Annotated in this window: 23 protein-coding genes; 15 read left to right on the forward strand and 8 right to left on the reverse strand. The window is 60.6% G+C overall.

Annotated elements, in window-relative coordinates:
• Positions 1 to 77 precede the first annotated feature (77 nt).
• The 6 genes from IE079_RS11620 (at position 78) to IE079_RS11645 (ending at position 5,971) form a co-directional block, all read left to right on the forward strand.
• On the forward strand, positions 78 to 1,574 hold the full coding sequence (locus tag IE079_RS11620) for a sensor histidine kinase (protein WP_227712465.1): 1,497 nt from the start codon (positions 78 to 80) through the stop codon (positions 1,572 to 1,574).
• On the forward strand, positions 1,565 to 2,950 hold the full coding sequence (locus tag IE079_RS11625) for a sigma-54-dependent transcriptional regulator (protein WP_265013644.1): 1,386 nt from the start codon (positions 1,565 to 1,567) through the stop codon (positions 2,948 to 2,950). Before IE079_RS11620 ends, IE079_RS11625 begins: the two co-directional genes overlap by 10 nt.
• Positions 2,947 to 3,855 (forward strand): DMT family transporter, encoded by a 909-nt coding sequence (locus tag IE079_RS11630; protein WP_189576598.1) that lies wholly within the window; start codon positions 2,947 to 2,949, stop codon positions 3,853 to 3,855. The genes IE079_RS11625 and IE079_RS11630 overlap by 4 nt, the downstream gene beginning before the upstream one ends.
• Positions 3,848 to 4,132 carry a GIY-YIG nuclease family protein gene (locus IE079_RS11635; RefSeq protein ID WP_189576600.1) on the forward strand — a complete coding sequence of 95 codons (285 nt, stop codon included), beginning with the start codon at positions 3,848 to 3,850 and terminating at the stop codon, positions 4,130 to 4,132. The genes IE079_RS11630 and IE079_RS11635 overlap by 8 nt, the downstream gene beginning before the upstream one ends.
• 130 nt (positions 4,133 to 4,262) lie before the next feature.
• Positions 4,263 to 5,309: an alpha/beta hydrolase gene (locus IE079_RS11640; RefSeq protein WP_189576602.1), complete on the forward strand. Its 1,047-nt coding sequence runs from the start codon at positions 4,263 to 4,265 to the stop codon at positions 5,307 to 5,309.
• Between the two features lie 2 nt (positions 5,310 to 5,311).
• A complete protein-coding gene (locus IE079_RS11645) occupies positions 5,312 to 5,971 on the forward strand; it encodes a YiaD family glycine zipper/OmpA-like lipoprotein (RefSeq protein WP_189576604.1) in 660 nt (219 codons plus the stop codon).
• A 95-nt stretch (positions 5,972 to 6,066) separates the two neighbouring features.
• Here IE079_RS11645 and serA read toward each other — a convergent pair whose 3' ends face one another.
• Entirely contained in the window at positions 6,067 to 7,296 is a 1,230-nt protein-coding gene (gene serA / locus IE079_RS11650; RefSeq protein WP_189576606.1) for a phosphoglycerate dehydrogenase, read from the reverse strand.
• A gap of 228 nt (positions 7,297 to 7,524) precedes the next feature.
• Between serA and IE079_RS11655 the strand changes: the two genes are divergently transcribed.
• The 3 genes from IE079_RS11655 to IE079_RS11665 all read left to right on the forward strand — a co-directional run bounded on the left by IE079_RS11655 (position 7,525) and on the right by IE079_RS11665 (position 10,324).
• Positions 7,525 to 8,922, forward strand: coding sequence for a D-2-hydroxyglutarate dehydrogenase (locus tag IE079_RS11655; protein WP_189576608.1), 1,398 nt, complete (start codon positions 7,525 to 7,527; stop codon positions 8,920 to 8,922).
• A 14-nt stretch (positions 8,923 to 8,936) separates the two neighbouring features.
• Positions 8,937 to 9,620 (forward strand): SIR2 family NAD-dependent protein deacylase, encoded by a 684-nt coding sequence (locus IE079_RS11660; protein ID WP_189576609.1) that lies wholly within the window; start codon positions 8,937 to 8,939, stop codon positions 9,618 to 9,620.
• Positions 9,621 to 9,790: 170 nt separating this feature from the next.
• Positions 9,791 to 10,324: a hypothetical protein gene (locus tag IE079_RS11665; RefSeq protein WP_189576610.1), complete on the forward strand. Its 534-nt coding sequence runs from the start codon at positions 9,791 to 9,793 to the stop codon at positions 10,322 to 10,324.
• 42 nt (positions 10,325 to 10,366) lie between these two features.
• On the opposite strand, the gene IE079_RS11670 is transcribed toward IE079_RS11665, so the two are convergent.
• The 5 genes from IE079_RS11670 to IE079_RS11690 all read right to left on the reverse strand — a co-directional run bounded on the left by IE079_RS11670 (position 10,367) and on the right by IE079_RS11690 (position 15,080).
• Positions 10,367 to 11,689, reverse strand: a complete 1,323-nt coding sequence (locus tag IE079_RS11670; protein WP_189576611.1) for an ABC1 kinase family protein — start codon at positions 11,687 to 11,689, stop codon at positions 10,367 to 10,369.
• Positions 11,690 to 11,818: 129 nt separating this feature from the next.
• Positions 11,819 to 12,481 carry a fumarylacetoacetate hydrolase family protein gene (locus IE079_RS11675; RefSeq protein WP_189576612.1) on the reverse strand — a complete coding sequence of 221 codons (663 nt, stop codon included), beginning with the start codon at positions 12,479 to 12,481 and terminating at the stop codon, positions 11,819 to 11,821.
• Positions 12,482 to 12,498: 17 nt separating this feature from the next.
• Entirely contained in the window at positions 12,499 to 13,041 is a 543-nt protein-coding gene (locus IE079_RS11680; RefSeq protein ID WP_189576613.1) for an adenine phosphoribosyltransferase, read from the reverse strand.
• 20 nt (positions 13,042 to 13,061) lie between these two features.
• Positions 13,062 to 14,357 (reverse strand): NCS2 family permease, encoded by a 1,296-nt coding sequence (locus IE079_RS11685; protein ID WP_189576614.1) that lies wholly within the window; start codon positions 14,355 to 14,357, stop codon positions 13,062 to 13,064.
• 108 nt (positions 14,358 to 14,465) lie between these two features.
• Positions 14,466 to 15,080, reverse strand: a complete 615-nt coding sequence (locus IE079_RS11690) for a trimeric intracellular cation channel family protein (RefSeq protein ID WP_189576616.1) — start codon at positions 15,078 to 15,080, stop codon at positions 14,466 to 14,468.
• Positions 15,081 to 15,429: 349 nt separating this feature from the next.
• On the opposite strand from IE079_RS11690, the gene IE079_RS11695 reads away from it, so the two are divergent.
• The 4 genes from IE079_RS11695 to parE all read left to right on the forward strand — a co-directional run bounded on the left by IE079_RS11695 (position 15,430) and on the right by parE (position 21,937).
• Entirely contained in the window at positions 15,430 to 16,416 is a 987-nt protein-coding gene (locus tag IE079_RS11695; protein WP_189576617.1) for an NADPH:quinone oxidoreductase family protein, read from the forward strand.
• A gap of 229 nt (positions 16,417 to 16,645) precedes the next feature.
• Entirely contained in the window at positions 16,646 to 19,417 is a 2,772-nt protein-coding gene (locus IE079_RS11700; RefSeq protein WP_189576619.1) for a S8 family serine peptidase, read from the forward strand.
• Positions 19,418 to 19,446: 29 nt separating this feature from the next.
• Positions 19,447 to 19,941: a protease complex subunit PrcB family protein gene (locus tag IE079_RS11705; RefSeq protein WP_189576621.1), complete on the forward strand. Its 495-nt coding sequence runs from the start codon at positions 19,447 to 19,449 to the stop codon at positions 19,939 to 19,941.
• Positions 19,942 to 20,041: 100 nt separating this feature from the next.
• On the forward strand, positions 20,042 to 21,937 hold the full coding sequence (gene parE / locus IE079_RS11710; RefSeq protein WP_189576623.1) for a DNA topoisomerase IV subunit B: 1,896 nt from the start codon (positions 20,042 to 20,044) through the stop codon (positions 21,935 to 21,937).
• Between the two features lie 34 nt (positions 21,938 to 21,971).
• Here parE and IE079_RS11715 read toward each other — a convergent pair whose 3' ends face one another.
• Positions 21,972 to 23,258, reverse strand: a complete 1,287-nt coding sequence (locus IE079_RS11715) for an EAL domain-containing protein (protein WP_189576626.1) — start codon at positions 23,256 to 23,258, stop codon at positions 21,972 to 21,974.
• A 553-nt stretch (positions 23,259 to 23,811) separates the two neighbouring features.
• Here IE079_RS11715 and IE079_RS11720 point away from each other — a divergent pair.
• Together IE079_RS11720 and IE079_RS11725 are read left to right on the forward strand one after the other, a co-directional pair.
• Positions 23,812 to 24,372, forward strand: a complete 561-nt coding sequence (locus tag IE079_RS11720) for a cytochrome b (protein WP_189576628.1) — start codon at positions 23,812 to 23,814, stop codon at positions 24,370 to 24,372.
• 50 nt (positions 24,373 to 24,422) lie between these two features.
• The gene (locus IE079_RS11725; RefSeq protein ID WP_189576631.1) at positions 24,423 to 25,004 is read left to right on the forward strand and encodes a YceI family protein; all 582 of its coding nucleotides are present in this window, start codon (positions 24,423 to 24,425) and stop codon (positions 25,002 to 25,004) included.
• A gap of 39 nt (positions 25,005 to 25,043) precedes the next feature.
• On the opposite strand, the gene IE079_RS11730 is transcribed toward IE079_RS11725, so the two are convergent.
• Positions 25,044 to 25,274, reverse strand: coding sequence for a hypothetical protein (locus IE079_RS11730; RefSeq protein ID WP_189576633.1), 231 nt, complete (start codon positions 25,272 to 25,274; stop codon positions 25,044 to 25,046).
• Positions 25,275 to 25,343 lie beyond the last annotated feature (69 nt).

The following is a 25,343-nucleotide window of genomic DNA, read 5'->3' on the forward strand; positions in this document are numbered from 1 at the left end:
TGAGGCAATATGCCACATGTGACACCCTTCTGTGACATCTGTGCATTCAGCCACTGACAGGTTTTGGAATACTGATCATGAACCGACTGCTTGGCAGCGCCGGACAAATGTTCCATTCGGTACGGCTGACGCTGTTCCTGAGTATCGTTGTCCCACTGATGCTGGTGGTGGGCGCCGGCATTTTTTTTGCGGTTAGCGCCATAGAAGACAATCTGGACGAGCGCCTGCGGGAGGATCTGGAACTGGTGGCCCGAGCAGCCAGCGGACCGCTGTCGCGGGCCATGGAAGACGGCAATGACATCGTGCTGGATCAGGCCCTGGAATCCATTTTCCGGATCGGTCGCGTCTACGGCGCATCCGTTTTTGATGCCGACGGCATACAGGTGGCCAGCCTGGGGGTTGCCGACACCAGTGTGCGCACCAGCCGCAGTGCCAACGAGGTGATCCGGAGCGGCGAACGGGGAGGCACTTTCCGCCGGGTGGACGGGGTGTCGGTGTTTTCCCAGTTCACGCCGCTGGTTGCCAGCGACGGCCGTATCATCGGCCTGCTGCAGGTGACCCGTAAACGCAGTGACTTCCATCGTCAGGTAGCGTCTGCCCGGATCTGGGCGGTGGTGACCTGGTGCCTGGTATTGCTGGTCGTCAGCCTGGTGGTGGTGTTGGGGCACTACGGCGCCGTCGGGCGTTACGTCAACCGGCTGTTGTCGGCCATGGGTGGCATGGCTCCAGGGCAGTGGCATATCCATTCGGACCCTTCCGGGCCCCGGGAAATTCGTCAGCTGCACGAGGGGCTTCACCACCTGGGTCAGCGCATGGCCCAGGCTGAAGAGGAAATCCGCCAGCGTGTGCGGCGGGAACAGGAGCTGGGTGAGCAGCTGGAATACCAGGAAAAGGTAGCCATGATCGGCCGCGTGGCCGGTGGCGTCGCCCATGAGCTGGGGGCTCCCCTGAACGTCATCCAGGGCAGGGCGGCGATACTGGCGCGCCATGACCTTGAGGCTGATGACAGGCGTCACCTGGACGATATCCGCTACCAGGTGCAGCGCATGACCCTCATTATCGAGCAATTGCTGGACTGCTTCCGGCATGTGCCTGACGCCCGTCGGCCGGTGGACCTGGCGCCGATTCTGCGCGAGCTTGTCGCGGGCCTGGGGGATGAGCCGGGGACGGCAAGGGCGACGGTTGCGCTGGCCTTGCCGGACGAGCCGGTACTGGTGCAGGCGGAGCCGACACGGCTGGAGCTGGCCTGCCTCAACGTCATACGCAATGCCTGCGAGGCGGCTCGCTCGCGGGTGGAGGTGACGGTTCAGCGGTCCGGTGACTGGTGGCAAATGCAGGTGGATGATGACGGGCCCGGCATCGCGGAGGACATGCGCGAACGCGTTTTCGAGCCCTTCTTCAGCACACGCCCCGCGGGAGAGGGTACCGGTCTCGGCCTGGCCATGGTCAAGAGTGTCATCAAGGAGCACCGGGGGCAGCTCAATGTGACCGACAGCGCCCTGGGAGGCTGCTGCATGAGCCTGTTCTGGCCGCGAGCCGAATCCACCCCGCCGGGCCAGGAGCAATCCCCGTGAAGCTATCGGAAACCCTATTACTGATTGAAGATGACGTCAGCCTGAGAACACTGCTCCAGGAAGAGCTGGAGCTGGATGGCTACCAGGTGCTGGTGGCGGGTACAACGGCCGAGGGCGCGTCGATGGCGCTGAGCCAGGCACCGGACCTGGTAATCTCCGACCTGCGGCTGCCGGATGGCGACGGCCTGGACGTCTTGCGCAAGCTGCAAGCCGAGGGTCGCATGGTGCCCTTCATCATTATCACCGCATTCGGCACCGTGGACCAGGCGGTGGAAGCATTGCAGGCCGGGGCTGACGATTTCCTCACCAAACCGCTGTCCACTGAGCACCTGCGGCTGAAGGTAAAGCGGTTGCTGGCCCATGCGGCCCTCAGTCACGAACTGGCCCGCTATCGCTCCGTATCCGGCCAGCCGGCCAACCTGGGTCTGGTGGGGGAGAGTGTGGCCATGGATCGGCTGCGCCAGGAAATCCGGCAGGTGGCCCGCAGCCATGCCGCCGTGCTGGTCAATGGCGAAAGCGGCACCGGCAAGGAGCTGGTCGCCCGGGCGATACACAGCGAAAGCAGTCGTCGTGAGGCGCCCTTCATTCCGGTGAATTGCGCCGGCATTCCCCATGAGCTGATGGAAAGCGAGTTCTTTGGTCATGCCGCTGGAGCCTTCACCGGAGCACGGCAGGCACGTAAGGGGCTGTTCGCCGAGGCCAGCGGCGGCACTCTGCTGCTGGACGAGATCGGGGAGATGCCCTTGCCGCTTCAGGCCAAGCTGTTGCGGGTGCTGCAGGAGGGCCGGGTCAAGCCGGTGGGCGCGGAGCGGGAAGAAGCGGTGGATGTGCGGGTCATTGCCGCCACCCATGTGGATCTGCTGGAAGCGGTGGAGCGGGGCGACTTCCGGGAAGACCTGTACTACCGGCTGGAAACGCTGGCCCTGACGGTGCCGCCCCTGCGACAGCGGGGCGATGATGTAGAGCTGCTTGCCATGCACTTTCTGCGTCATTCGGCAGACCGCCATGGGCGGGGTTTCATGCGCCTGGGTGAGGCGACGCTGCAAACCCTGGTGGACTATCCGTTCCCGGGCAATGTGCGTGAACTGGCCAGTGCCATGGAGCGGGCCGTTACCTTCTGTGAAGGCGACGTGGTGCAGCCCGAACATCTTCCTGCCCGCATCCGCAAACGCCAGATGGGCCCTCTGGACAAGGCCCGCGACGCGGACCAACAGGACTCCATCGCCAGCTGGCCGACCCTGGAGGCGCTCCAGCAGGACTATGTTCGCCAGGTAATGAGCGCTGTCGGGGGCAACAAGCGCCGTGCTGCCCAGGTGCTGGGCATCAATCGCCGCACGCTGTACCGCTGGCTGGACAACAGTGGAGCAAAACAGTGAAAGACCAGCGCCGTGCCATGCTGTTCGGGCTGGGTGCCGTGCTGCTCTGGTCGACGGTTGCCACCGCGTTCAAGTTGACCCTGGGCTACTACACGCCGTTGCAGATGTTGCTGATGGCCTGCCTGACGTCGGTGGCGGTGCTGGCGCTGTTGCTGGCCATTCGGGGGCAGCTGTCCGGGGTTTTCCGGTTGTCCCGGCGCCAGTATCTCCAGTCCCTCGCCCTGGGCCTGATCAACCCGTTTCTCTATTACCTGCTGCTGTTCGGTGCCTTCGACCGGCTGCCGGCGCAGGAAGCGCAACCCATCAACTACACCTGGGCGCTGGTGCTGGCCTACCTGTCAGTGCCTTTCCTCGGCCACAGCCTGCGGGTGACAGACATCCTGGCGGGGCTGGTCTGCTATGGCGGCGTAGTGGTTATCGCTACCCGGGGCGATCTGTCAGACCTGTCGTTTTCCGACCCGGTGGGGGTTGCCCTGGCCATCGGCAGTACCCTGGTGTGGGCCACTTACTGGATCCTGGCAACCCGGGACAACCGCGAGCCGGTCACCGGCCTGCTGCTGAACTTCCTGTTCGGGCTGCCTTTCATCTTCGCGGTGACCTGGTGGCAGGATGGTCTGCCGCCCCTGGCCAGCGGCGGTTTTGCCGGCAGTCTCTATGTGGGTGTCTTCGAGATGGGGCTGGCCTTCGTGCTCTGGTCCCGGGCCATGAAACTGGCCACCAATACCGCCCGGGTCAGCAATCTGATCTTTATCTCGCCCTTCCTGTCGCTGGTGTTTATCTACCTGATCCTGGGGGAAGTCATCCTGGCCTCCACCTGGGTTGGTCTGATCCTGATCGTTGCCGGTCTCTGGTTGCAGCAGTCGGGCAGCAATCGGGCAGGGGCGGGTGAGCAGGCCCATGACTGACTGGCATCTGTATATCATCCGCACTGCCAGCGGCAGCCTCTATACCGGTGTCACCACCGATGTGGAGCGGCGCTTTGCCGAACATCAGGCCAGTGGCGCCCGTTGTGCCCGCAGCCTGAGAGGCAAGGGCCCGCTGGAGCTGGTGTTCAGCGAGCCGGTCGGAGACCGCTCCCGCGCCCTCAGCCTGGAGTGGCGAGTCAAACGATGGCCCCGTCGTCACAAGGATGAGCTGATCCGGGGTGAGCGCGACCTCGTTGTGGTGCCTGTGCAAGGTTGAGGTAAAAAGCCCGTAAATGCCGTGACAAAAGCGGATGAGCAAAAGGACTGTGCTATTCTGCCAGTCAGGTTCAGGCCGGAAAGCTGTGCTCCATGGCAGGCGTCCGGCAATCACAGGTGTGTAGGTATACGTGTACTGGAAAGAAGACAAGATCGGCATACCCGAGTGGGAGAGCGACGCCGTCCGTGAGGACCTTCGCCCTTTCGCTCCGGAGGAGACTCAGGAACTGAGTGCGGGGTTGCAGGCTTACTGCCGTTATTACGGTCTGGACCTGTGGGTGGAGCACCCGCAGCTGCGCTACACGCCAGGTGTTGTGGAGGCCGGTGGGCATCAGGTGGCCGTGCACTTCTTCCAGCAACCGGAACACCGGGAAAGCAAGGGCACGGTCTTCGTCCTGCATGGCTACTTTGACCACGTGGGGCTCTACAGTCAGCTTATCGAGCGCTGCGTTGATTCGGGCTATGACGTGCTGGCGTGGGATCAGCCGGGTCATGGCCTGTCCAGTGGTACGCCGGCCGCCATTGGCAGTTTCATGGAATACCAGACGGTGCTATATGATCTGCTGGCGCGGGTGGGCGCCCATGCACCCGGACCCTGGCATGCGGTGGGCCAGAGTACGGGAAGCGGGATACTGATCGATTACCTGCTCTCCAATCATCACAACATGCAAACATCCGCCTTCCGTTCTGTAGTGTTGCTGGCCCCCCTGGTAAGGCCGGCGGGCTGGCTCGGCGCCCGCGTTCTTCACAGTGTCAGCAGGCCGTTCCTCAAACGCTGGAAACGAGCTTTCTCGGAAAACAGCGCCAATACCCGGTTCCTGGAGTTTTTGCGTGAACATGATCCTCTGCAGGCCAGGGCCGTACATGTGGACTGGGTAACAGCATTGCGCCAGTGGGTACCGCATATTGAGTCGGCCCGCCCGGTGGATTTCCCGGTAACGGTGATTCAGGGCGAACAGGACCACACGGTGGACTGGCAACATAACCTGCGCATTATCCGAAACAAGTTTTCCTCGGTCGAGGAGATCAAGCTGCCAACGGGGCGGCATCATCTGGTCAATGAAGCACAGGATCTGCAGGCAACCGTCTTCAGGGGCATCATAAAAGCCTTTGACCGAACCATGAAAGAAAAGGCGTTTGTCGACATTGACGAACGGTTAACAACACAGGAGATCTGACCATGAAAAAAACACTGATCGCATGCTCGATGGTTCTATTTGGCCTGTCCGGCTGTATGACCTACGACCCGTACACTGGTGAGGAAAAAACCTCCAGCGCCACCAAAGGCAGTATCATTGGCGCCATCGGTGGCGCTGCCGTGGGTGCCGCCACATCCGGCAGCAGCGATCGGGGCAAGGGCGCTCTGATCGGCGCCGCCGGCGGCGCCGCTGTGGGTGGTGGCATCGGCTACTACATGGACCGCCAGGAAGCGGAGCTGCGGCGTAAGCTGGAAGGTACCGGTGTTCGCGTGGTACGCAACGGCGACCAGATCGAGCTGGTCATGCCCGGTAACATCACCTTTGATACCGACCAGTCATCCATCAAGTCTTCCTTCACCGGTGTCCTCGAATCCGTGGCGCTGGTACTGAAAGAGTTCGACGAGACCGTGATCCAGGTGGATGGTCATACCGACAGCACCGGTTCCGACAGCTACAACCAGATGCTCTCGGAGCAGCGTGCCAGCTCGGTGCGTGACTTCCTGCTGAACCAGGGCATTGCGCCGGCCCGCACCCGGGCAACCGGCTATGGCGAGCGTTACCCGGTGGCTTCCAATGACACCGCAGCCGGTCGCGAACAGAACCGTCGGGTCGAGCTGACCCTGGTACCCATGCAACAGTAAGGCAGCCATCCGGCAGAGCGATTCTGCCGCAAAGCCGCCCACAAAAAAGGGGTGCCGTCTGGCACCCCTTTTTTTACGGTCCGTGGTTCGGGCTATCAGAACAGCACACGGCAGCGGATGGTTCCCTTCACCGTGCGCAGTTTCTCCAGTGCCAGCTCGCCATAGGCCTTGTCCACGTCGACCACCACGTAGCCGATCTCTTCCTTGGTCTGCAGATACTGGCCACAGATGTTGATGCCGTTCTCGGAGAATACCTGGTTGATCTCCGACATCACCCCTGGCACGTTCTCGTGGATGTGCAGCAGGCGGTGCTGGTTCGGATGCGAGGGCAATGCCACTTCCGGGAAGTTCACGGAAGACACAGAGGTGCCGTTGTCGCTGTACATGGCCAGCTTCTCGGCCACTTCCTTGCCGATGTTTTCCTGGGCTTCAATAGTGGAGCCGCCCACATGGGGGGTCAGGATCACATTGTCGAATTCCCGCAACGGAGAGATGAATTCCTCGTCGTTGGATTTGGGTTCCACCGGGAAGACGTCGATGGCCGCACCCAGCAATTTGCCGCTGCTCAGGGCTTCGGCCAGCGCGTCGATATCCACCACGGTGCCACGGGAGGCGTTCATCAGGATGCTGCCCGGTTTCATCTGGGCAAACTGTTCAGCGCCGAACATGTACCGGGTGGAGGGGGTTTCCGGAACGTGCAGGCTGACCACGTCCGCCAGGTTCAGCAGCTCTTTCAGTGAGCCTACCTGTCGCGCGTTACCGATAGACAGCTTGGAGACCACGTCGTAGAAATACACGTCCATACCCAGCGATTCCGCCAGTACCGAGAACTGGGTGCCGATATTGCCGTAGCCGATGATGCCCAGCTTCTTGCCGCGGATCTCGTAGCTGTTCTTGGCGGATTTCAGCCAGTCGCCCCGGTGGGCTCGGGCGTTCTTCTCGGGAACGCCGCGCAGCAGCAGGATAGCCTGCGCCAGCACCAGCTCCGCCACGCTGCGGGTGTTGGAGAAGGGCGCATTGAACACGGCGACGCCACGGCGGGTGGCCGCCTGCAGGTCCACCTGGTTGGTACCGATGCAGAAGCAGCCTACCGCAACCAGCTTTTTCGCGGCATCGAATACCTTTTCGGTGAGCTGGGTCCTGGAGCGGATACCGACAAAATGGGCGTCGGCAATCTTCTCGATCAGCTCGTCCTCCGCGAGGGAGTGGGAAAGGTATTCGATGTTGGTGTAGCCGGCTGAGTTGAGAGTGTCCAGCGCAGACTGGTGGACACCTTCCAGCAACAGGATGCGGATCTTGCTCTTTTCGAGAGACTTTTCTGACATGGGTAAGCTTCCAGACCTTCTATTGCGTGGTACGAAGCGGCGGATTGTCCGCGCTCCCTGGACCAGAAAACACCTGTGGCATCAGGCCCTCCGTTGCCGGTGATGGCGCGTGCTCACAGAACAGGGGCGGTATGATACCATAACGGCAAATTTTCACAGCTGGCCCGTTCACCTGAGTCAAGAGCTTCCTCCGGTGCCGGGCCCACCGTCCGAGAGATCCCGCAACCCATGAACCCGGAACAGATCATCGCTGCCCTGAAAACCCTGGTGGATGACGGCAAGGTCCTCACCGATCCGGCCGACCTGGAAGCCTACGGCAAGGACTGGACCAGGCAATATGCGCCAAGTCCGCTGGCGGTTGTATTGCCGAAGACCACGGAACAGGTACAGGCGCTGGTGCAGTTTGCCAATGACAACCAGGTAGCACTGGTGCCCTCTGGCGGTCGCACCGGCCTCAGTGCCGGCGCGGTGGCAGCCAACGGCGAAGTGGTGGTGGCGTTCGACAACATGAACCGGATCCTCGACTTCAGTCCCAGCGACCGTACCGTGCGCTGCCAGGCGGGTGTGGTGACCGAACAGCTGCAAGGCTTTGCCGACGACAACGGCCTGTTTTACCCGGTGGACTTCGCGTCTGCGGGGTCCAGCCAGCTTGGCGGCAACCTGTCCACCAACGCCGGTGGCATCAAGGTGATCCGCTATGGCATGAGCCGCGACTGGGTGGCCGGACTGAAAGTGGTGACCGGCAAGGGCGATATTCTGGACCTGAACCTGGACCTGGAGAAGAACAACACCGGTTACGACCTGCGCCACCTGTTTATCGGCGCCGAGGGCACCCTGGGCTTCATCACCGAGGCCACCATGAAGCTGACCCGTCAGCCCACCAACCTCACCGTGATGGTGCTGGGGCTGGCGGACCTCACCAACACCATGGATGTGCTGCAGACGTTCCTGAAAACGGTGGATCTTACCGCCTATGAGTTTTTCTCCCACCAGGCCATGCAGCATGTACTGGCCCACGGCCAGGTGCAGGCACCGTTCGAGACGGAGGCGCCTTACTATGCACTGCTGGAGTTCGAGGCCGTGTCCGACCAGGTGATGGACGATGCCATGGCCCTGTTCGAACAGTGCGTGGAGAACGGCTGGGTCGTGGATGGCGTCATCAGCCAGAGCGAGACCCAGGCCAACAACCTGTGGCAGCTGCGTGAGCGCATCTCCGAGTCCATCGCCCCGCGCACCCCCTACAAGAATGATATTTCCGTGGTGGTGTCGAAGGTACCGGAGTTCCTTACCGAGATTGATCAGGTGGTCAACGAACACTATCCGGATTTCGAGATCATCTGGTTTGGCCACATCGGTGATGGCAACCTGCACCTGAATATCCTCAAGCCGGAAGACATGGCGAAAGCGGAGTTCTTCGACAAGTGCCAGCAGGTAAACACCTGGGTATTCGATATCGTGCAGCGGCACCGGGGCAGCATCTCCGCCGAGCACGGTGTGGGTATGGTGAAAAAGGATTACCTGCAATACACCCGCAGTCCGGCGGAGATTGCCTACCTCAGGGGCATCAAGCAGGTTTTCGATCCCAACGGTATCATGAACCCCGGCAAGATCTTTGATGCGGAATAGAAGCGGGAGGTGCCATGAAAGATCATGTCGTCGTACTGACAGGTGCTGGCATCAGCGCCGAAAGCGGCCTGTCCACCTTTCGTGACAAAGACGGGCTCTGGGAAAAGTACAGCATCGAGGATGTGGCCACCCCGGAGGCGTTTGATCGCAACCCGGAGCTGGTGCTGGATTTCTACAACCAGCGTCGGCGGCAACTGGGGGATGTCGAGCCCAATGCCGCCCACCGGGCGTTGGCGGATCTGGAGGGCAGCCACCGGGTGACGGTGATTACCCAGAATGTGGACGACCTCCATGAACGGGCGGGCTCGACCAACGTGGTTCACCTGCATGGGGAGCTGACCAAGGTGCGCAGCTGCGAGCACCCGAACCTGATCTACCACCTGGGCTATGACACCATCCGCCTTGGCGACACCTGCGAGCAGGGCAGTCAGCTGCGCCCCCATGTGGTGTGGTTCGGCGAGGCGGTGCCGATGATCGAGGCCGCGGCCGAGATCGTGCCCCAGGCCGATTACCTGCTGATCGTGGGCACGTCGTTGCAGGTTTACCCCGCCGCCGGGCTGGTGGAGCTGGCCGAACTGGATGTGCCGGTCACCGTGATCGATCCCGGCGAAGTGCCCACCATGACCCACGCCCGTGTATGGCGCGAGCCCGCCAGCGTGGGAGTGCCCCGCTGGGTCCGGGATCTGATGGCAAGGTGAACCCGCCATCGGATCACGGACTGGCGCTGGCGGCCTACCCGCCCGGTTTTTGTGGCCGCCAGATTAAACATTGTTAGTTCTCCCCCGGAGCCGGCCTTACTTGGCTAGACTGCCCGCACAGCCAGCGTGAAACCGTTGCCGCGGAGCGCTCGCTCTCTGGGAGGCTGATTATGAAGACGTCCATGCATTTATCCGGAGAAGTTCTCCGTCATAAACTGGCTGCGGAATGTGGCACCGTCACGGAGGCAGAAAAGGTTGCTGATGATCTGTGCAACCAGACCAGCCTGAGCCGGGACCAGATTCGGGTCATTCACCCGGGCGATGATCATCAGGGGGGCAGTCTGGAGCCCGAGGACAAGGGAATCGCACATACCGCCATACGATCCCATGTCTGGCTCGGCCTGGCCGGTGCTGCCGGAGGCTTGCTGCTGTTCATCGTGCTGGCGGCGGCAGGCATTCCCTTCGTGGCGCAGAACCTGATCTGGGCCGGGGCCCTGTTTTCGGTGTTTGGTGGCGTGGTGGGCCTGCTGCTGGGGGGCGTTTACACCCTGAGGCCGGATCACACGGCCTATGCGTCACGCTCATCGTCGGCGCTACGCAAGGGCTACTACATGGTCACCATTCATGCCCGGGACCGGGACCAGCTGGGGGAGGCCAAAAGCTACCTCAAGGCCCGCCATATCCACACCGTCCGAAGTTTGTAACCAGTGCCACCCCTGGCCGTCTGCTGGCGGCATACCCGGGGATCAGGTTGAAGCGGTGGCTGGCTCGTCACGCAGGTAACTTTCCAGGTGCCTGCGGAAGGCGGCCTGTACGCCCAACTGCTTCAGAATCCAGTAGTGCCCCGCCACCATACGGTCGATGAACATACTGTCCACCGCGGGCTGTAGGCGGTCCAGGTAGCGGAACACGGTGTGGGTGTGGGCAGCGATCTGCTGGTGCAGATCGGAACGGCCGAAATCATAGGGCTCGTCGCCATCGAAGGGCTCGATCAGCATGTTTCGCCACATGGCATAGTAATCGGGGGTGATCGCCGGCTTTTCCGCCACGCGGGCGCCCAGGTCGATCAGGTGCCGGTCCAGGGCCTCGTAGTTCTCATCCAGTGCGGCAATCAGCGCCTGCCGGTAATGGGCCACCACTGACGGTCGCAACGACTTCACGCAGCCGAAATCATACAGAATCAGGGTGCCATCCGGCCGGAACGCGAAGTTGCCGGCGTGGGGGTCGCCATGAATGCACTGGAAGTCGAACAGCTCGTCCGCCATGGTCACGAACAGCCGCTCACCCAGCAGGTTGATGGTCTCCTGACTGTAGCGTTCCGGGGTGACCTGGCGCAGGTGATCGCCTTCCGCCAGTTCCAGGGTCAGTACATGCCGAGTTGAATGACTGTCGATCACCCGTGGGATGATCACCCAGGGGTGGCGCTGGTGATAGTCCCGGAACCGCCGCAGGTTGCTGGCTTCGTTCTCGTAGTCCAGCTCCTCCTTGAGGCGTATCCGGATTTCCTCGAACAGCCGGTCGGCACTTTCCTTCGGCATCCGCAGCAGCCCCCCGAACCGTAACGCCATGCGCAGTTGCTTGAGGTCCGAGTCGCAGGATTCGTCCACGCCCGGGTACTGGACCTTTACGATCACCTCGGTGCCGTCCTTCATACGCGCCCGGTGTACCTGGCCGATGGAGGCGGCGGCGTAGGGTTCCTCACGGATTTCCTCGAACAGTTCGTCCAGAGGGGCGCCCAGCTCCGCTTCCACCTGCTGGCGGATCACCTCGAAGGGCATGGGAGGGGCTTCTTTCTGCAGCCGCTGGAGGGCGTCAGAGAACTCTTTGGGCAGGAAGTCCTGGGTCTGTGAGGCCACCTGGCCTACCTTCATCACCGCACCCTTGAGCTCACCCAGGGTGTCGACGATTTCGTCGGCCATGCGCGCATACTGGCGGGACCGTTCCTCATCGGACTCGCGGCCGAGCACGCGACGGGCGCGCTGGCCGGCAAACTGGCCCGCGACCGATGCCGTCATGCCGGCCAGTTTCAGGAAGCGTCCACTGCGGGTGGTGACAGGTTTTTTCGACATAGAGTAACTACGCTGGGCGAGGCTTTTCGTGTCAACGAGTGTACGCTCTTTGGAGCGTTCGGCCCAGCGTCCCATTGACCGTTTTGGTCAGTGGTTACGACGTGCGTGGCGCACCAGGGAAGTTGCCTGTTACTCCACGCCGGTTTCCACGTGAAGCCTGTCTTCCAGCTCCAGCTCCAGGCGTTGGCCGGATTGCAGTTCGCCAACCCCGGCGGGGGTTCCCGTTAACACCACATCCCCGGGCAGCAGGCTGAAGGTTTCCGAAATGTGCGCAATCAGGGCCAGCACCGGAGTGATCATGTTGCCGGTATGCCCCTGCTGGCGAATCTGGCCATCAATGGACAGGGAGAAGAAAAGTTTGTCGACATCATCCTCGGGCTTCAGCGGTATGAATGCCGACAGGGGGCAAGCGCCATCAAACGCCTTGGCGCGCTCCCAGGGATGGCCTTTGGCCTTGAGTTCCGACTGCAGGTCCCGCAGCGTCAGGTCAAGGGCCAGACCGATCCCCGCGATGGCCTCGCGTGCCTCGCTTTCACCGGCATGGTGCAGGGGCTTGCCAATGAGTACGGCCAGCTCCGTCTCATAATGGACACTGCCCCGGCCCGTGGGCAGATGCAGGGGGGAGGTGAGGGCAACGGCAGCCGTGGCCGGTTTGATAAACAGCAGCGGCTGATCGGGTATCGGGTTGTTCAGCTCGGCGGCGTGGTCCGCGTAGTTGCGGCCGACGCACACCACCTTGCCCAGTGGCCAGTCAATCGCCTGGCCATCGTGCCACTGATGCTGGTAACCCATGGATCCTCCGGTCAGTCTCAGTCGCCTTCAAACTGACAGACGGTATAAACATTGAGCCCTTCCTCCCGCAGTTTGCGGGAACCTCCCAGGTCGGGCAGGTCGATCATCGCGGAGACTTCCACGATCTCCGCGCCAATCCGGCGGATCAGGCGGCTGGCGGCCAACATGGTGCCGCCGGTGGCGATCAGGTCATCCACCAGCACCACCTTGTCACCGGGTTTGAAAGCATCCTTGTGCAGTTCAACGGACGCAGTGCCATATTCAAGCTCGTAGTCTTCCACCAGCGTATCAAAGGGCAGTTTGCCCTTCTTGCGCACCAGCACCAGCCCGGCGTTCAGCTCGTAGGCCAGGGGCGCGCCGATAATGAAGCCCCGCGCGTCAATGGCGGCGATGGCATCGATCTTCTGGTCATGGTAGCGGTGCACGAAGGCGTCCACCAGCTTGCGGAAGGCGGTACGGTCCTGCAGCACCGTGGTGATATCACGGAATGCAACGCCCGGTTTGGGCCAGTCCGGCACCGTGCGGATGGCGTTCCTGATAGTGTCGGCAAAATAGTCCATAGCGGAGCTCCGGCGACGGCTCAGGCGTCGAGGAAGATGAATTTCAGAACGAACACCACGGCAATCACCGATACACTGGCGTTCAGGTCGGACCAGCGCCCGCTCAACGCCTTGACGGCCGCATAGGTGATGAACCCGGCGGCGATGCCATCGGCAATGGAAAAGGTCAGAGGCATCACCAGGGCGGTAACCACGGCCGGGGCCGCGTCGGTCACGTCGTCCCAGTCAATCAGCTTGAGGCCACCGGCCATCAGCACGGCCACGTAGAGCAGGGCCGGTGCCGTGGCATAGGCGGGAATCACGCTGGCAATGGGGGCGAACAGCAGGCAGGCCAGGAACAGCAGGGCGACCACGACGGCAGTCAGGCCGGTGCGGCCACCGGCAGTGATGCCGGCGGTGGATTCCACATAGCTGGTGGTGGTGGAGGTGCCCAGGGCGGCACCGGACATGGTGGCCACCGAGTCGGACATCAGCGCCCTGCCCAGGCGTGGCAGCTTGCCGTCCTTGTCCAGCAGGCCGCCGCGCTGGGCGGAGCCGATCAGAGTGCCGGAGGTATCAAACAGATCCACGAACAGGAACGCAAAAATCACCGAGATCATGCCCACATTGAAGGCACCGGCGATGTCCAGCTGCATCAGGGTGGGTGCCAGGCTGGGTGGCGCTGATACCAGCCCCTCGTATTCGACCATGCCCAGTGCCATGGCGATCACGGTGATTGCCAGGATGCCAATCATCACCGCGCCGGTAATCTGCCGGTAGGCCATGGCGCAGATGGCGACAAATCCCAGGAAGAACAGCACCGCTTCCGGAGTCTTGGCGTTCCCCATGCCCACCAGGGTGGCGGGGTTATCCACCACAATGCCCGCGTTCTTGAGGGCAATCAGTGCGAGAAAGAAGCCGATGCCCGCGGAAATACCGAAACGCAGCGACAGCGGAATACTGTTGATGATCCACTCCCGCACCTTGAAGATGCTCAGCAGGAAGAAGATCATCCCCGACAGGAATACGGCCCCCAGGGCCACCTCCCAGCTGTACCCCATGCTGCCCACCACGGTGAACGAGAAGAAGGCATTCAGCCCCATGCCCGGGGCCAGGGCGATGGGGTAGTTGGCCCATAGCCCCATGATCAGTGTGCCTATAACCGCCGCAATACAGGTGGCCACGAACACCGCCCCGAAGTCCATGCCGGTGCTGGACAGAATGGACGGGTTGACCACCACAATGTACGCCATGGTCAGGAAGGTGGTAATGCCGGCGATGACCTCACGCTTGACCGTGGTGCCGTTGGCCTGCAGCTTGAACAGTTTTTCCAGCATGGGGTGAAGCCTCGATGCGTCAGGAGTATGGGCAAACATTAAAGGGGCGCAATGATACCTCAGGCGGCGGGATCAGACCATGACAATGCCGGACCGGTTAAAAGCGTCTCAGTAGTGGCTGTCCCGTTGCAACCGGATATCGAAACGTACCGCCGCCATCCGCACGATCACAATGAACAGCAGGCCGATGGCCAGGGCCAGGGTTTCGTTGGCCAGCAGCCACTGGCACAGGAAATACAGCCAGCAGCCAACAAAGGATATGGACGCGTAGATGTGGTCCTTGCGGAAGATATAGGGCACCTCGTTGCAGAGGGTATCCCGCAGAGCCCCGCCGAACGTGCCCGTCATCACCCCCAGCAGTGAGGCCACAAACCATGAGTGGCCCAGATCCAGGGCCAGCTGGGCGCCCAGAATCGAGAAAATGCCCAGGCCGATGGCATCCGGAAACACGATACGGGATTCGCGGATACGCTGCCCCAGCCCGGCATAACTGAATACCAGCGCCATGCCCAGAATCAGGATAGGCTGCTCCTGGTGCTTGATCCAGTACAGCGGGTGGTTGTCCATCATCAGGTCCCGCAGGGTGCCGCCGCCCAGCGCGGTGATGAAACCAATGGTGAACACACCCACCGGGTCCATGTTTTTCCGCTGGGCGATGATCATGCCGGAAATGGCAAAGGCGACCACGCCAATCATTTCCAGCAGGTAGATGATATCGGGCATAGGCAGGTCAGGGCATGGAGTGAACGAAGCGCGAAGGATAGCGGATTTGCGGCCAGGAATCATCCGGCTGCCGCTGGTTTGCAGGCCTGGACTAAGACCCGTCCGGAGGTAAAACCCGTAGGTAGCGGTCGTTGCCTTGCTTGCAGGGGGGCATTAGTACTCCCATAGCCTGCCCCGATCAATCGTGATGATGTGGCTCCATAAGCTATCTTTATTTGATTCATGACCGGTGTCGGGGTAGCTTGATTCGTTATCCCCGGTGCCCCTTACTGATGCGCCCTCTTCGGGAGCCATGACAGGGGCACCAACCAACAACATCAATACCCTGATACAGGATCGGAGCAACAGAATGCGTGCAATTCTCTGCAAGGAGTATGGCCCGGCGGAAAAGCTGGTGATCGAGGACATCGAGTGCCCGGAGCCCACCGGCGGCCAGGTCAAGGTTCGCGTCAAGGCCGCGGGTCTGAACTTTCCGGATACTCTGATCATCGAAGGCAAGTACCAGATCAAGCCCGAGATGCCTTTCTCTCCCGGCGGTGAAATGGCCGGGGAAGTGATCGCCGTGGGCGACAAGGTCTCCCGCTTCAAGGTCGGCGACCGCGTGATCGGCATGACTGGCTACGGCGCCTTCTCGGAAGAGATGCTGGTGGATGAGAACCGCCTGCTGCCCCTGGCCGAGGGTATGTCGGATGAAGAGGGTGCCGCATTCACCATGGTGTACGGCACTTCCTACCATGCCCTCAAGCAGCGGGCCAATATCCAGCCTGGCGAGAGCCTGCTGGTGCTGGGCGCCAGTGGCGGCGTTGGCCTGGCCGCCGTGGAGCTGGGCAAAGCCATGGGCGCCCACGTGATCGCCGCTGCCAGCACCGATGCCAAGCTGCAGGTCGCAAAAGAGGCGGGCGCGGATGAGCTGCTGAACTACAGCGACACCGACAAGCCCCTGAAGGATAAGATCAAGGAAATGACCGGCGGCAAGGGCGTCGACGTGATTTACGACCCCGTGGGCGGTGACTTCACCGAACAGGCCCTCCGCGCCATGGCCTGGAACGGCCGCCACCTGATCATCGGCTTCGCCGCCGGCGACATCCCCAAGATCCCCGCTAACCTGACCCTGCTCAAGAGTTGCTCGGTGGTCGGCGTGTTCTGGGGCGCCTTTACCCAGAAGGAGCCGCAGAACCACGTGCAGAACATGAAGGAGCTGTTCCAGTTGCACGCCGAAGGCAAAATCAAGCCGAAGGTCAGTGAAGTCTTTGCCTTCGAGGACTATGTGAAGGCACTGGATGCCCTGAGTGGTCGAACCGCTACCGGCAAGGTCGTGCTGAAGGTCAGTGACTGAGTTCTGATTTCGGCGTTAAAGCTTGTACTTTCTGCAAACGGGGCGCCCAAGGGCGCCCCGTTTCTCGTTTCAGGTTTTATTTTCCTGCTAATGTCGTCCTGTATGCCGTTGTTGTGCCTCGGTTTTCCGTTGTTTAATCTGGTGCGTGCCCCCCGGGTTTGTCAAAATGCTAGGCTGAGGGTCAAACGTTGTGCCCGGCCCCGGGGCCTGTATAGAGAGCAAGGCAGTTATGACGAATAGAAATGTGTGTGCCTCAGGAAAGCTTATTGCCGGCCTTGTGGCCGCCGGACTGTTGCTGGCCGGTTGTGGCGGCGGTGGCGGTGGTGGGTCCGATGACGGGCTCAGTCGGGGTGATGGTGACGACAGCGGCGTTGATGTGAGCGGCATTATTAATGTTGTCTCCCACACTAGGGTGGACCGGGACTATGCCGATCTCTGGAGGGACAAAAGTTCGAGCTGGGCGACGATTGTCCGAAATAATTCAGTCGAAACTGCCCAGTCTCTGCCAGTGCCGGCCATTGTTGGAGGTTATCTGAGTGAATACTCAGGATCCTACGATAACGGCAGGGCCTACCCTGCTGACGATAAGGATTATTACTCGGCTGCTCTGCAGCCTGGCGACAGTATTTTTCTTCAGGTTTTTCCGGCGACCGGGGAGTCTCCTGAAGACGTTAACCTGAGTGTTATGGTCGGCGATCAGGAGCTATGCGGGGATGGTGCCTGCATTGAAGGGGAAGTGGTCAGGATGAGCTTGCCACAGACAATGGCAGAGGAGGATTCCGACAAACGGACGATTCGGCTTGCGATCTCTGGCGGTGGGCCGGTGCGTTATGTTCTTACTCTGGCGCCGCTAGGCGGAGTGTTATCCGCAGACGCTAGTTGGCCGGAGCCCGAAATGGCGGTGAACGAGGCCATTATCACAACGGATGTCGGGTCGGTTCAGGCTTTGTCAGCGGCTGGCCTGAGTCAGAATCCCGATATTGAGATCCTGCGCTCTCTTGGCCCTCGTACCTTGCATGTGCGTCGACCGGTGAGTGTTACGGCTCAGAGCTTATCGGCATCGGCAAAAGACGATCCGCGTCAGGCAACGGTAGAATGGATTCGGAAGCTGCGGGCCGAAACAGGGGCTACGGTGGAGCCGAATTATGTGGCGACCCTGTTGGCGACAGATCCCGCAGATGACCTGCCAGGTTTTCCGGATTCTGATAATAGTTGGAATCTAAAGATGATAAAAGTCAATGAGGCCTGGTTGCTGACTACAACCTCCGGTGCTGGGACCGGAGTGGGGGTGGCAGTGATGGACACAGGGCTGTTCTCTCCAACTCCCGACAGTTACGGCTCCTGGCATGATGATCTTGAAGCGAACGTGGTCGTGAAGAGCGCAGTAGAGCAGGGTGAATTGAAATTATTGGATTTTGTCAGCGGAGACTACGACGTAGACAGCAATTCCGGTCCAGACATTAACCCAGCCACGCCGCCCACACCTGGCAGTTCCATGACCAGTTTCCATGGCACGCATGTGGCGGGCATTGTTGGGGCAAGGGACAATACGTTCGGAACAGTTGGCATTGCCGATGAGGCAACGCTGTTCCCCTATCGGGTCTTGGGGGTGAACAGGGATACTGGGGAAGATGGCAGCGGAAAAGTGTCGGATCTGATAGATGCAATTAACGCCGCGGCAGCCCGGAACGATGTTGATGTCATCAATCTCAGCCTCGGGGGGCTGCCGGTTCTGGATAGTTTGCAACTGGCAATCGACAATGCGCTTGATAAGGGAAAATTGGTGGTTGCTGCCGGTGGCAACAGCGGAAATGCCTTGCCAGTATATCCCGCTGCGAACAGAGGGGTAGTGGGTGTTGGTGCCGTAAACCGCTCCGGTGCGAGGGCCAGTTACTCCAGCTTTGGTCAGTCGGTGGACTTAGTGGCTCCCGGTGGGGACCTCGGTACTGGCGCTGATGGTATTTACAATGCCTGGTGCGATGTTGCCAACAGTGATGAGCTCTGCAACGCGAGTAATGTTGATGGATGGACCTCTGGTTATGCTTACCTTGCCGGTACCTCTATGTCGGCGCCCCATGTGTCGGGCGTCTATGCGCTGATGCATCGGCTGGGAGAGCAGAATGGCGTCCCTGTGACTCAGGACCGTTTCCGGGCATTGATGATCGATGGTCAACTGACCACCATAGGAGAACCCCTTCAAAACTACGATCTAGTAGTACACGGTGCCGGTTTGTTAAATGCAAACGCAGCTGTGATGGCAGCTTTGGACGGCGGTTTCCCCACTGTTGTCAGTGCTCATCCACGGGTCTTGTTTCTGGATGAGAATGCAAGCGATGTGTCAGTAGAACTTGAGGTCCTTTCAGAGATGCCCAGTCCCAGTCTCGATATCACTGGTGTGGTCGAGGTGCCGGACTGGCTGAACCTCACTGACGCCGGCGGAGACGGATTGACTGCCAATCAGGCGCTGCCTTCGGAGCTGCGGTTGTCGGTGAATTCGAAGGCGCTGCCGGATGACCGCCTTGCTAATGGCCTGATAACCATTCCCTATGGCAATGAAGGCCGGGCATTAGACATTCCAGTGATCGTTCTGGTGCCTGACGACCCGGTTGATCGCGATGCTGGAAGGCATATGGTTTTCTTGATCGACGCTGACGATTCCGGCGACGGCAGCAGCCAGCGGGTGGATGCGAGCTTTCAGTCTGGTCGCTATACCTTCTCATTTAAGAATGTTGAACCCGGCGAGTATTTTTTGGTCTCGGGCACAGATCTGGACAATAACGGGAAGCTGGCGGAGAGTGGAGAGGCCTATGCCGAATACCCCATTACAGGTTCCCCCCGTCTGATTACGGTAGAGGACCGCTCCCTCTCTGGCCTGGAAATGACCACCAGTTTCCGCCGGCCGACCCTGTCGGAAATGGGCCTGCCCCGCTACGGGTTTGAAGGGTATCCGGTGCCGGAGCGGTCAAACGTTGATCAGTCGGTCAACAAACAGCTCAAATGACGGGCCGGCCGTTTTTTGTGGGAGAGCGTATGGGCATATCGAAGCAGACCGTCCGGGGGTTGGTTGCCGGCCTTATCGTGGCAACCGGACTATCCGCCTGCGCAAAGGATCCTGAAGTCACCTCCGATGGTGCGCCACTGGCCCGACAGATCACCGCCTCCGGCCAGTGCGGCTTTGCCGGGCAGGGCGTGGTCTACATGGACTCCCGCGAGCGACTGGAGTCGGTATCGGAAGCCCGCGGAATGCCCCTCTCGTTACCCGAAAACCACGACTTTGGCCGTGAACATCTGCTGCTGGTCGCTGCGGGGCGCAAACCCACCGGCGGCTATGGCGTGGTCCTTGAGGACTCCCGACTCAATGACGGCGAGTTGCGGATCTCCGTCGAAGTCCGCTCGCCGTCCCCCGATCAGATGGTCACCCAGGCCCTGACCAGTCCCTGTGCCCTGCTGGCGGTGACTGCGGATGGCTGGTCGCGGGTGCGGGTGTCCGGCCCCGGATTCGACGAACTGTCCGTCAGTCGGTGACCCACCTCGCATTCGGCCGGTGCCGGACATTGATCTTTACGGCAGATTCCCTAAGCTATGCCCCCACACGTCCCTGCACATCCGGAGCTGTACCCGCCCTATGAGCCAGAAAACCTACAACGCCGACTCCATTGAAGTCCTCACCGGTCTCGACCCGGTTCGCAAGCGCCCGGGCATGTACACCGACACCAGCCGGCCCAACCATCTGGCCCAGGAGGTTATCGACAACAGTGTGGACGAAGCCCTGGCAGGGCATGCCCGGCGTCTGGATGTGGTTCTGTATGCGGACGGCTCCCTGTCGGTAGAGGACGACGGTCGTGGCATGCCGGTGGATATCCACAAGGAAGAAGGCCTGCCGGGGGTGGAGCTGATCCTCAGCCGGCTGCACGCCGGTGGCAAGTTCTCGGAGGGTAACTACAACTTCTCCGGGGGTCTGCACGGGGTGGGGGTGTCCGTAGTCAACGCCCTGTCCACCCACCTGGAAATCTCCATCAAGCGGGACGGCAACCTCTACCGGATGACCTTTGCCAATGGCGAGAAGGCTTCCGAGCTGGAAGTAGTGGACACGGTAGGCAAGCGCAACACCGGCACCCGCCTGCACTTCATGCCGGATGTGTCCTATTTCGACTCACCGAAGTTCTCGGTCAGCCGGCTGCGCCATAACCTGCGTGCCAAGGCGGTGCTGTGCCCCGGGCTCACCGTGACCTTCACCCAGGAGCAGACCGGCGAAAAGGACGAGTGGTTCTACGAGGATGGCCTGCGGGACTACCTGCGCACCGAGCTGGCGGATGTGGAAGCGGTTCCCCTGGACCCGTTCACCGGGCACTTTTCCGGCAACAACGAACAGGTGGACTGGGCGGTACAGTGGCTTCCAGAGGGCGGTGAGTCCGTTACCGAAAGCTACGTTAACCTGATTCCCACCACCCAGGGCGGTACCCACGTGAACGGTTTCCGTACCGGTTTGCTGGAAGCCATGCGTGAATTCTGTGAGTTCCGCAATCTGCTGCCCCGGGGCGTGAAGCTGACCCCCGAGGATATCTGGGACCGCTGTGCCTATGTGCTGTCCTTCAAGATGCAGGACCCCCAGTTCTCCGGGCAGACCAAGGAGCGTCTGTCGTCCCGGGAGGCGGCGGCGTTTATCTCCGGCGTGGTGAAAGACGCCTTCAGCCTGTGGCTGAACCAGCACACCGATGTGGCGGAAGCCCTGGCGGAACTGTTTATCAGCAATGCCCAGCGCCGCCTGAAGGCCAGTCGCAAGGTGGCCCGTAAGCGGGTGACCTCCGGGCCGGCTTTGCCGGGCAAACTGGCGGACTGCTCTGGTGCCGACGCCAGCCGCTCCGAGCTGTTCCTGGTGGAGGGGGACTCCGCCGGCGGTTCCGCCAAGCAGGCCCGGGACCGGGAATTCCAGGCGGTGATGCCGCTGCGGGGCAAGATTCTCAACACCTGGGAAGTCGACTCATCGGAAATTCTGGCCTCCCAGGAAGTCCATGACATTGCCGTTGCCATCGGGGTGGATCCGGGCTCTGACAAGCTTGAAGGCGTGCGCTATAACAAGATCTGCATTCTCGCCGATGCGGACTCGGACGGCCTGCACATTGCCACCCTGCTGTGCGCCCTGTTCGTCAAGCATTTCCGCCCGGTGGTGGAGGCCGGTCATGTGTTCGTGGCCATGCCGCCGTTGTACCGGGTTGATCTGGGCAAGGAAACTTTCTATGCCCTGGACGAGCACGAGAAGCAGGGCATTATCGATCGCCTGGCGGCCGAAAAACGCAAGGGCAAGATCCAGGTCACCCGCTTCAAGGGGCTGGGCGAGATGAACCCGTTGCAGCTACGGGAAACCACCATGGCTCCGGACACCCGCCGCCTGGTCATGCTGACCATCGAGGACGGTGATGACACCAACGAGCGCATGGACATGCTGCTGGGTAAGAAGCGGGCGGGAGATCGCCGTAGCTGGCTGGAAACCTACGGCAATATGGCGGATGTGGCGGTCTGACGGCTATTGAGCAAAGTGGCTGGACTGAGGGCTTTCAACCGCCGGACAGCGGCCCCTGTCCGGCGAGGATATCGCAGCACAGCACCCGCAATTCGCCCCGGAAACGGAAGCCCAGAGACAGGGTGACGCACATATAGACCCCGGATATGGACAGGTAGGGGGTGGTCACCTGCATGCGGTCGGGCTGGGCGAGGGCCTGTTTCAGGTAATGCTGGCGATACCAGTCAGCACTGCTGGTGTTTTCCAGGGGGCGGTATCGGGGGTCAAGCTGGCCGGCCGCCGAGTCGGAGGCCTGGGTATCATCAAGCTGTACGCCTCGCTGATCAATCAGGTAGCACCGGGATACGGTGTGATGGCTCATGATTTCGGTACAGGCATCACGCAGATTGCTTCCGTCCTGGATCTGCCGGACGGCACGCCGGAAATGGCTGGTGAAGAACTCCGCCAGTTGCTGTGTGGGGTCCAGTCGAATGCGGTTGCGGTTCTTGTAGTCCGACAGCAGCGTTTCAAAGTCCGGCTTGCTGGTGCGGATCTGTTCCAGTTCCACCCGGGGGTGGCTGAAGTAGTAGCCCTGCACAAAATCCACACCGGCATCAATGGCGATCATGGCCTGATCGTGAGTTTCCACCCCTTCCAGCAGAACCAGGCAGCTTGACTGATGCAGCAGGGTGACAATGCCGTTGAGGATCTGCCGGGCCTTGGGGTCCTTGCCAGCCCTGAGGGTGAGGGTCCGGTCAAGTTTGACGATGTCCGGAGACAGGTTCCAGATACGTTCGAAATTGGAATGACCGGCGCCAAAGTCGTCGATGGCGGTCAGGCACCCCAGTTCCTTGTAATACTCGACAGTCTCTCGCAGGCGGTCGGAGTCGTCGGTGGGCTGCTCCACAATCTCCACCACAATGCGATGTGGGGGCAGCCCCGTCCGGCGTAACAGTTCACCGAAGAAGGAATCGTAGCGATAGCCGGAGGCCACTACCCGGGGCGAAACGTTGATAAAAAGCCAGTTGACGTCGTCCCGGAACGAGCGGTAGTTGCGGATATGCAGCAGGCGGCAAAGGCGGTCCAGCAGCACGTTTTCCTGTTCGGATTCGGGCAGGTCAAACAGCTGGAAGGGCGGTACGCTGGCGTTGTCCGGGTCAAAGGCCCGTATCAGGGCTTCGTAGCCTATGATTCTCTTGTGGGAAATACTGAATATGGGTTGCAGTGCCGTTCTGAGTACCAGGCCGTGAAACAGACCTGTCCAGTGATCAGCATGCTGTTCCAGCAGGGGATCAAGCAATTCCAGGTCCGCGCCTGAGAGATGGTCTGACAGATAGGTCATGGATCCGCAATTATGACTGCTGATAAGAACCCGAGGGGGCTGTCGTACGAGCCCTGAAGCCCCGGCAGGTCGAGTATACCGTGATGAGCATGCCAGAAGATTTCCAGCAGCGCCAGCGACTTATGTCAAACGTTGTCAGGCCATGACATGAGTGTTGTTATCAGACTCTTTTCAGCATCTCCTGCATTTCACATCGAAACGGGCCAATGCGGTCCCTGAGAGGGATCAGTTAGGGATCAGTTATTGCTGGGTACGGCAATGGATTCGTCGAATTCGATTTCCATGTTTTGTCTCCTTGAAAGGCGGTTAGTCGGGATTAGTTATAGGGCTATTATATGGCAGCAATAGCATTTTCGAATCCGTATAACCCGTATACGACCAAAGGCTCGCACGGCCATTGAGGCGGTTCAGGTTAACGACTTCATTGCCGCTGAGGCCGCGCCATCAGAAAAACTGAACAGGGTGAGCAGAATATTGTGGTTGGCGCTGCGCCGATAACTCCCTATTCTCTGGGGAGGTTTTATGGATCGTGATCAACAGGCCGGGAGCAGCAATGCAGCTGAGGAACTCAAGGAGACGATACGGGGCGGTAGGGGCCGGCCTTCACTGGCTGGTGGCGCTGGCGGTATTCGGGCTGTTTGGTCTCGGTTATTACATGGTTGACCTGACCTATTACGATCAGTGGTACAAGCTGGCCCCGCATATCCACCGCAGTATCGGCATCCTGCTGTTCGCCGTGGTGGTGTTGCGCCTGCTCTGGCGATTTGCGGACACCACGCCGTCGCCCCTGGACAGTCATTCCCGCTTTGAGGTGCTGTCCGCACGCGTTGCCCACGTTTTTCTGTACCTGCTGATGCTGACCGCGATGACCAGCGGTTATCTGATATCCACGGCCGACGGCTCGGGTGTGCGGGTATTCGACTGGTTCGAGGTGCCGTCGGTGACCGGGCGGATCGAGAGAATGGAAGACATCGCCGGTGACGTTCACTACTGGGCCACCTGGGCACTGGTGGGGCTGGCTGCTCTCCATGGGCTGGCGGCCATAAAACACCATATGGTTGACCGGGACGACACCCTCAGGCGCATATTGCCGGCACGGCTGAAGAAGTCGTAACCGGTGTGATGGAATTCAGAGAACTTTTACCAAGCAAGGAGACCCATGATATGAAAAAGACACTACTGGCCTCAGCCGTATCCCTGGCACTGGTCGGGGCCGCTCACGCAGACGAGCACAGCGGCACCTACGCCTTCGATACCGAGGGTGCGCACCAGTTCATTACCTTCGAGATCTCCCACCTGGGCTTCAGCACCCTGTATGGACGTTTCAATGATTTCGATGGTCAGTTCGTGTACGACGCGGACAACCCCGAAAACAGCAGTGTCGAGGTGACCATCGATACCGCCAGTGTGGACAGCAACCATGGCGAGCGGGACAAGCACCTGCGCAGCGAGGACTTCCTGTATGTGGACGAGTATCCGCAGGCGACGTTCAAGAGCACCCGTATCGAGGTGGAAGGCGACGATGAAGCCGATATCGTGGGTGAGCTGACCCTGCGCGGCGTTACCCGGGAAGTCACTCTGGATGCGGAAATGCAGGGCCACGGCGATGACCCCTGGGGTGGCTATCGCATGGGCTTTGACGCGGAAACCGAGATCAAGCTGGCCGATTTTGGCATTCCCACCAACCTGGGCAAGGCATCGGAAACCGTGACGTTGGAAATTTCCGTGGAAGGTATCCGCCAGTAACGGCTGACGGTTGTTGCACCGAGCAAAAAAACGGGGCCGTTAATGGGCCCCGTTTTCGTTTTCATGACAACGACAGAGTCTGAGCTGGCGAAAGAACTGCGCCACGAAAATTACCAGGGCTATCAGCAGGCCGGCTATCAGAAACGGCCTTGTCATCGCCAGGCTGCCACTGAGCGAGAACTCCACCAGGAGCATCAGCGCCAGGGCCAGTGCACCGTTAATGACAGCGGTCAGAACCGCCTGACGGCAAGCCTTGAGAGTCAGTTTCATAGTGTTCGCTCTGATTGGAAAGTCGCAAACCGGTAGTCGCACCGGATTCTTCAGGACTTCGCATAAGCG

It is taken from the genome of Marinobacter zhanjiangensis (assembly GCF_014651935.1).
Classification (GTDB): Bacteria; Pseudomonadota; Gammaproteobacteria; order Pseudomonadales; family Oleiphilaceae; genus Marinobacter; species Marinobacter zhanjiangensis.